The sequence below is a fragment of the Demequina sp. genome (genome assembly GCF_024642165.1).
In the GTDB taxonomy this organism is placed as follows: Bacteria; Actinomycetota; Actinomycetes; order Actinomycetales; family Demequinaceae; genus Demequina.
In genome coordinates, this window is record NZ_JAHEBP010000172.1 from 1 (window position 1) to 2,227 (window position 2,227).

Here is a 2,227-nt window from a genome sequence, read left to right on the forward strand (position 1 = left end):
CGCCCTTGCTCCGCCGCCGCCAACTCCGGCTCCGGCGACGGCGTCGACGCCTTCGGCCGGCGCGCCGATCGTGCCCGCGGGCCTGCGGTCCGCGACGGCCGCAGCCGCGATGCCTTCCGTCTGGGAGTCGCACCCCCTCGCGCAGGTGCAGACGCGTGAGGTCGCCGAGTACACGCCCTCCGAGCACATCCCGATCCCGGACTTCACCAAGATCATGCATGGCTACGCGGCCACCGCATCGTCCGCGGGAACCGCGCCCGAGGGGCAGGTGGGTGACCCGCCCGTCGACACGGAGCTGCCAGCGGAGACCGACACCGAGGCCGCGCGACGCCTGCAGGCTGCGGAGACCGACGAGGGCGCTCACCACTTCGCCTGGGCTCACCTCGCCGTGATCGGCGCTGTGGCGTTCCTGCTCGGCGTGCTCGTGTGGCACCTCACTGGCAACGCGGGATGACCGCCACCGAGCGAGCGGTCGAGCTGGTACGTGCGGCGGCGAAGGCCGCGGACGCCAAGAAGGCGGAAGGAATCGTCGCCCTCGACGTGTCCGCGCACATGCCGCTTGCGGACGCCTTCGTGATCGCCTCGGCGTCGAACGAGCGCCAGGTGGCGGCCGTCGCGGAGGGGATCGAGGAGGAGCTCCACAAGCTGGGCGCCGACGCCGCTCGACGCGAGGGTGTGCGCGAGGGCCGCTGGGCGCTGCTCGACTTCAACGACATCATCGTGCACGTCATGCACGATGAGGAGCGCGCCTACTACGAGCTCGAGCGGCTGTGGAAGGACTGCCCGGTCATCTCGCTCGGCCCCGCCGAGTGACCCGCCTCTTCGTCGTCCGCCACGGCCAGACCGACTGGAATGCCGCGGGACGCCTCCAGGGATCGTCGGACATCCCCCTCAACGACACCGGTCGGGGTCAGGCGCGGGCGGCGGCGGCAAGCCTATGGCGAGTGCTCGAGCCCGACGCCGTCTTCGTCTCTTCCACCCTGGTGCGGGCGGCCGAGACGGCGCGGATCATCGTCGGCGAGCGCGGGGCGCCCCTGCATCAGGACGCCCGGCTCGGCGAGCGTCGCTACGGGCCCTGGGAGGGGCTGCTCGCCCACGAGCGTGCCGAGCAGTTCCCCGACGACGACGCGGCGTGGAAGGCCGGATTCGAACCCGACTTCGACGGCTACGAGTCTCACGTGACCGTCGCGGCGCGCGGCACGGCCGCGGTCCACGAGTGGGTCGCCCGAGTGCCGGGCGACCTGGTGGTGGTGGCCCATGGCTCGTCGGGACGCATGCTGATGCTCAGCCTGCTCGGGTTGGCGCTCGAGGGGCGCACGCTCGGCAATCTCGAGAACGCCGCATGGTCGCGCCTGGTGCCGTCGCCCGCGGGCGGCTGGTCGCTGGAGCGGCACAACGTGGGCGCGCCGGCAGTGGGGGTGCGCCCGTGACCGTGCTCGTGCTGCTCCGTCACGGCCTCACGGCGTACAACGCCGAGCGCAGGCTGCAGGGCTCGCTCGACGTGGCCCTGGGTGAGGAGGGGCGGGCGCAGTCCCGCGCCGCCGCATCGTCCCTGGTGGCCACCTACGGCGTACCGGATCGGATCGTGTGCTCGCCGCTCCTGCGGGCTGCGGACAGCGCCGCGGAACTAGCCGCGGCGACCGGGGTGCCGGCACGCGCCGATGCGCGGCTGACCCAGCGCTCGTACGGCGAGTGGGAGGGCCTCACCTGGGACGAGATTCGCCTGCGATGGCCGCGTGACTACGAGCGCCGTCACCGGGGTCTCGATCCGGAGATCGAAGGCTGGGGCAAGGCCGCGGACGTCGCGGCGCGAGTCGCCGAGGGGCTCACGGAGGCGTGCGAGGGTGCCTCGCTCGTGGTCGCCGTCAGCCACGGCAGCGCCATCATGCTCGGGTCGCTGGCCCTGCTCGGTCTCGACGTTCACGGCACCGTGCTGGGGAAGCTGCCGCACGCTCATTGGAACGTCATGGTCTCCTCGCCGGGGCACTGGTCGCTGGCCCGGTACGGGCTCGGGGCGGCCGTCGAGGATTAGCACCCGGCGGCGAATGTGGGCTATCCTGATCACCGCTCTTCGGAGCGCGGGACCTTCGGGTCGCGGGGCTGTGGCGCAGCTGGTAGCGCACCTGCATGGCATGCAGGGGGTCAGGGGTTCGAGTCCCCTCAGCTCCACTTAGTGTTGAGACAGCACTGAAGCAGAGGCCGCCCTTCGGGGCGGCTTCTGTGTTTC

4 protein-coding genes and 1 tRNA gene are annotated in these 2,227 nt (G+C 72.1%); all 5 read left to right on the forward strand.

Features of this window, described 5'->3' with window-relative positions; genetic code table 11:
- A partial coding sequence (locus Q0L54_RS11055) for a hypothetical protein (RefSeq protein ID WP_296668086.1) occupies positions 1–454 on the forward strand: 454 nt, incomplete at its 5' end.
- Positions 451–813, forward strand: coding sequence for a ribosome silencing factor (gene rsfS / locus Q0L54_RS11060; protein WP_296668088.1), 363 nt, complete (start codon positions 451–453; stop codon positions 811–813). The genes Q0L54_RS11055 and rsfS, both read left to right, overlap by 4 nt.
- A complete protein-coding gene (locus Q0L54_RS11065; RefSeq protein ID WP_296668090.1) occupies positions 810–1,430 on the forward strand; it encodes a histidine phosphatase family protein in 621 nt (206 codons plus the stop codon). Before rsfS ends, Q0L54_RS11065 begins: the two co-directional genes overlap by 4 nt.
- Positions 1,427–2,032 carry a histidine phosphatase family protein gene (locus tag Q0L54_RS11070; protein WP_296668092.1) on the forward strand — a complete coding sequence of 202 codons (606 nt, stop codon included), beginning with the start codon at positions 1,427–1,429 and terminating at the stop codon, positions 2,030–2,032. Before Q0L54_RS11065 ends, Q0L54_RS11070 begins: the two co-directional genes overlap by 4 nt.
- 64 nt (positions 2,033–2,096) lie before the next feature.
- Positions 2,097–2,169 (forward strand) — tRNA-Ala (locus Q0L54_RS11075).
- Positions 2,170–2,227 lie beyond the last annotated feature (58 nt).

Excerpts from the sequence above, each read along its gene's own strand:
- rsfS (WP_296668088.1), top strand. The coding sequence starts at position 451 with ATGACCGCCACCGAGCGAGCGGTCGAGCTGGTACGTGCGGCGGCGAAG.